The 1,017-nt window shown below is 66.8% G+C and carries 1 protein-coding gene; it reads left to right on the top strand.

What is annotated here, in order from left to right:
* Positions 1–1,017 (top strand): IS1634 family transposase (locus AOM04_RS14130; RefSeq protein ID WP_169816454.1); only part of this gene is annotated, 1,017 nt, incomplete at both ends.

Here is a 1,017-nt window from a genome sequence, read left to right as displayed (position 1 = left end):
CCCCGTGAAGGTCGCCGCGGGCGGGCGCACGGTCCGTACCTCCGCGACGGTGCTGTGGAGGGTGCTGACGGACGCGTACACGCGGCTGGGGTTCGACGTCGTCGACGACGAGGCGTTCCGTGCGATGGTGCTGGCACGGCTGATCGAGCCGACGTCGAAGGCCGACACGGTACGGGTGCTGGCGTCCGTGGGCGCGCCGCCGGTGGCTCTGAGGACGCTCTTCCGGTCGCTGCAACGCGTGAACGAGCGCGGCTACCGCGACCAAATCGCACGCGCCTGCCTGGCCTACTCCTTGAAGGCCACCGGCCCGGCGACGTTCGTCATGTACGACGTCACCACCTTGCACTTCGAGAATGACGACGAGGACGCCCTGCGACGGGTGGGGATGAGCAAGGAGCATCGCGTCGATCCGCAGGTCCAGGTCGGGCTGCTGGTCGACCAGGCCGGGGTGCCGCTCGAGATGCACCTGTTCGAGGGCAACAAGGCCGAGACGACCACGCTGATCCCGGTCTTGCACGCCTTCCAGGAGCGTCACGGCATCGATGACATCGTGGTCGTCGCTGACGCCGGCATGCTGTCCGCGGGCAACTTGAACGCCCTCGAGGACGCGGGACTGTCGTTCATCGTCGGCTCACGCCTGACGAAGGCTCCCTACGACTTGGAGGAGCACTTCCACGCCCACGGCAACTACTTCACTGATGGGCAGATCCTCGAATCGACGCGGGTGATGGGCACCGGGGCCGGCGCTCGTGAACGGCGGATCGTGTACCAGTGGTCGTTCAAGCGCAACAAGCGCGATGATCGCAACATCAACCTGATGATCGCGAAGGCGGAGAAGATCGCCGCGGGCGCGATGCCCATGCGGAAGGCACGGTTCTTGAAGGTGTCGGGAGCGCGCAAGGAGCTCGACCAGGCGACCATCGACCGCGCGCGCCAGCTGGCCGGCATCAAGGGCTACGTCACGAACATCCCGCCCGAAATCATGCCTGGCAGCGGCGTCATCGGCGCCTACCACGA

The sequence above is a fragment of the Demequina soli genome (assembly GCF_000971195.1).
GTDB classification, from domain to species: Bacteria; Actinomycetota; Actinomycetes; order Actinomycetales; family Demequinaceae; genus Demequina; species Demequina soli.
Note: the sequence above shows the minus strand (reverse complement) of the source record. Positions and strands in the feature narration are given on the sequence as shown.